Genomic DNA, 4,220 nt, shown 5'->3' on the forward strand with positions numbered 1-4,220 from the left:
GTCTGCAAATAAAAACATACCTGAAATCAGCCGCTGGTGCTTTTTTTTTCAAATTTGTTGATTTCTACCCACAGTTATCCCTGAAGAGCCGAAAAAAGAGACACTGCTTTAACGAGATTTAAAATTTGGAGTCTGATCACTATCATGAGAAAAATTGTATTACTTACATGTCTTTTATTTTCGTCATTGCTACGCGCAAATGAATTCGATCCCGGTCAGTACAGCGTTGCACCACTGTTGCCCGAAAAGTTGGTTGTGGTCCGTAGCCAGGTGTCCGGTGTTGTCGATGCCTACAACTTTGAAAATGGGGATCCGGTCAAAAAGGGCAACGCTCTGTTAGCCATCTCCGCCAGAGATTACACACTCAATCTCAATCTGGCCAGATATGAGCTGGATGTGAGCAAAAGTGAGCTGGCAACCCAGCAGAAACAGTTGGCACGTTTTCAGTCCATGTACAAGACCAAAGGTATCTCCGCCAGTGATCTGGATAACCAGACACGGTTGACTAATATCAGCCAGGCACAGCGTAATGCCAGCAATGTCCGATACGACATTGCCCGGGAAACCCTCAACAAGTCTGCTCCCAAGGCACCGTTTTCCGGAGTGATTGTTGAGCGTACTGTCGAGCTTGGGCAGTTTATCTCTGTCGGTGACCCTCTCTATACCATCGTTGATACCCAGCAGCTCAAAGCACGTTTTCATCTTCTGGAAGCGGACTTTACTCGCCTGAAAAAAGGCGACCAGCTGAAGGTGGTTGTGCCATCCATCGGGCAGTCATTGACCGGTCATGTGACTGTACTCTCTCCTGCTATTCAGACAGATGCCCCCGGATTTCTGGTGGAGGTCACCGTCAATAACGGTGCCGGCAAACTGAGTGCCGGTATGGAGTCACGTGTTTATCTGGACGTCACTGGTCGCACAACCACTGGGGAAGCACGATGAACACATTGCTGGAACTGTTATCACTGCGCAAGTTTGCTGCCAAGGCGCTGACCTTTCTGATCATCGCTACCGGGGTGTTTATCGCCATTGGCCTGCCGATGGCAGAAAAGCCCCGTTACGACATGATGAGCGGCAATATCACCACAAGTTATCCCGGTGCCACGGCACTGGATATCGAGAGCAATATCACCAGCAAGATCGAGAAAGAGTTACTGTCGATATCCAGCATCAAGGAATTTACCTCCACGTCTGAGAACGGTAGCTCCAGTATCCGGGTGACTCTGGAGAGCGATGTCTCCGATCCAAATGCGACCTATCAGGATATTCGTGATGCACTGACCAAGGTCTCTGGGCTGCCCGCCGGTGTCACCGATGGGCCGACCTTTTCTGCGACAAAGTCCTATAGCCTGGACTTTATGGTGGTCGGTATCGCCGGTTCCGATGCGGTGTCGTACAGTGAGTTGCGAAAGCAGGCCAGGGATCTGGAGCTAAAAATACGGCAAATTGAAGGTATCGGTGATATTCATACCACAGACCTTCGTGATCCCGAGTTTCTGATCGCCCTGGAACCCATATCCCTGAAGCGCTACGGTCTGACCGTCGATGAAGTGGCCGCACTGGTTGCCCAGCGTAATGCACTGATCAGCGGTGGTCGTCTGGATCAGCTGAAAAACAGCCCTGAGCTGATTACCGCTGCCGAGCTGAAAAGTGTCGAACAGTTGCGGGAGATGATGATCGGTTTTGCCCCTCGTCTGAAGCTCAAGGATGTTGCCGGAGATATTCGGGAGAGTTTTGCCAAGGGCGAAGTCTACGGTTCGATCAATGGCAACAAGAGTATTGTTTTCGACCTGCGCACCAATGAGAGTGGCGATGTACTGAGTACGGCTGAAAACGTCCGCAATCTGCTGGCGAAAGAGCAGGAGCTGCTGGGCAAGAACTATACGCTGGGTGTCGGCTTTGATCTCTCTAACGAGATTCAGGAGAAAGCCTCGATTGTACAGAGTAATGGTCTGATTGGCCTCGGTCTGGTGCTGGTAACTCTGGCACTGTTCCTGAGAAAGCGGATCGCCCTGTGGGTGGCAATATCTATCCCGGTCTGTATTTTCGGTACCCTGGCAGTGTTGCCGGCCTTTGGTCAGATTCTCGATGTCTTTACCCTGTCTGCACTGATCCTGATTATCGGCATTATTGTCGATGACGCGGTCGTGGTCAGTGATCGTATAGTGGCACTGGTGGAAGAGGGCTACGAGCTGGAACGTGCCGTCACCGAAGGTATAAAAAGCGTTTTTCCAGCGGTGCTGGCCAGCGTGCTTTCCACCATGATTGCCTTTGTGCCGCTGCTGTTCCTGCCCGGTAACAGTGGCAAGATGATGTATGTGATTCCGCTCACCGTCATTATCGCCCTCTGTTTCTCGTTTATTGATGCACTGTTGTTTATTCCGGCACACCTGAAAGGCGTGTTCAAGCAGGGAGAGGCGGTTGCCAAAGAGGGATCCAGACAGCTTAAGTGGCTGAATACCATCGTTGCCAGCCTGATTCGCAAGCGTGCTGTTTTCCTGCCGGTTATGGTGGCCACCATTATTGGTCTGGGGGTGGTTTCGTACCAGAGTTTGACCTATCTGTTCTTCCCGGTCGATGGTGCTTACATTATCGAGATGGAAGCGGAAGCGGATACTGAACTTTCCCTGGATGAAGTCTGGAAAGAGACCCGGGCACTGGAAAAGATTATCAAGAATACCCCGGAAGTGGCGGCCTGGTACGGTCAGGTCGGAACACCGGCCAGCACCTGGGGTGTCTCCCTGGTACCGGCCAACCAGCGCGATCGCAGTGCCGAGCAGATCGTTGCCGACTGGGAGAAGCAGGCCGAGAGTATTACCGGCCTTGCCCAGATCGAGTTTGATGTCGATGGCGGTGGTCCGCCAGCTGGTCGTCCGGTAGACCTGCGGGTTGTCGGCGGCAGTGACGAAGGCCGCGAGAAGCTGGCCAATGGCCTAGTGGCATTTTTGCAGGAGATACCCGGCAGTCATCGGGTACGGCGAGATCTCAATGCACCATCACCACAGGCGCAGGCAGTGTTGCAGTACGACTGGCTCAACTATTACGGTATCAGCGCTACGCAGGTCGGAGATATTATCAAGTACGCTATTGATGGCCAGCGCGTGACGCGGGTCTTCAACGGTGAGGAAGAGGTTCACTTTCGTGTGGCGCTTGACGACAATGATCGACTGTTGACCGAGCTGGATGAATTGCTGGTGCGCGGCAAGAATAACCAGCTGATACCTTTGCGCAAGCTGGTACGCTGGGAATTTACCGATGCTCTGGCTGGTATCGACCATTACAACGGCAAGCGGGTAATTCGGGTTTCGGCGGGTCTGGATACCACCATAACCGATCCGGTGGCGGTCTTTGATCAGGTGCAGACCCGGTTCGCTACCGCTAACATGAGCACCGATTATCAGGGTGCGAGTATTATCGTTACCGGCCAGATTCTGGAAACTCTGGAGGCGGAGCGAGGATTTTCTGTTGCTATCGGTTTTGCCCTGTTTGGCATCCTGCTACTGCTGTTGCTGCTGTTTGACCGTGTCTTCGAAACATTGATCGTACTGTCTGTTATTCCTTTGGGTATCTGCGGTGCACTGTTTATCCTGTTCATCCATGGTCAGGTACTGAGCTTCTTCGCCATTATCGGTATGATCGCCCTGATCGGTATTATGGTAAACAACAGCCTGGTGCTGGTATGGCACCTGATGGAGACCGAGCAGGCATGCACCAGGGCGAATATGGTGGAGTTTGTCATCAAGGGTACCCAGAGCCGTGTACGTCCTATTTTGCTGACAACGGTGACCACTGTTGCCGGTCTGACCCCCCTGGCCTATGGCCTCGGCGGCTACGATAACTACATGTCGCCCATGGCGCTGGTCGTTGGCTGGGGCTGCGTGATCTCGATGATGGTAACATTGACTGTGATTCCTTCCCTCTACCTGCTGGTTAAACAGCGGCAGTTTGGTAAGGCCTGATCGTTGATCTTTATGCGGGGACTCAATAGTTGAGTCCCTTTTTTATGTAGTGGTCAAGTAAAAATGGACACCTGATTAGGCCGCTTTCCTGAATTCCTGTTGCTCAAAGTCCACAGGGCTCACGTAATCAAGATAGGAATGAAGTCTGCGGTTGTTGTAGAACAAAATGTAATGGGTGAAAGTCTCATACTGAGCACAACTACAGACCCTGGAGCATAGAATTTACGTCCCAGAGCCAAAATACCCGAACAAGAAAGGCGA

The 4,220-nt window shown here is 52.0% G+C and carries 3 protein-coding genes; 2 read left to right on the plus strand and 1 reads right to left on the minus strand.

The annotated features are described in order from the left end of the window. Positions 1–186 precede the first annotated feature (186 nt). Complete coding sequence (locus ACO6VE_RS23920) at positions 187–942, plus strand: efflux RND transporter periplasmic adaptor subunit (RefSeq protein WP_422463955.1); 756 nt, start codon at positions 187–189, stop codon at positions 940–942. Continuing rightward, positions 939–3,959 (plus strand): efflux RND transporter permease subunit, encoded by a 3,021-nt coding sequence (locus tag ACO6VE_RS23925; RefSeq protein WP_422463957.1) that lies wholly within the window; start codon positions 939–941, stop codon positions 3,957–3,959. Before ACO6VE_RS23920 ends, ACO6VE_RS23925 begins: the two co-directional genes overlap by 4 nt. A gap of 75 nt (positions 3,960–4,034) precedes the next feature. Here ACO6VE_RS23925 and ACO6VE_RS23930 read toward each other — a convergent pair whose 3' ends face one another. Then, complete coding sequence (locus ACO6VE_RS23930; RefSeq protein WP_422463959.1) at positions 4,035–4,181, minus strand: IS3 family transposase; 147 nt, start codon at positions 4,179–4,181, stop codon at positions 4,035–4,037. Positions 4,182–4,220 lie beyond the last annotated feature (39 nt).

The organism is Endozoicomonas sp. ALB115, assembly GCF_049310245.1.
Lineage (GTDB): Bacteria > Pseudomonadota > Gammaproteobacteria > Pseudomonadales > Endozoicomonadaceae > Endozoicomonas.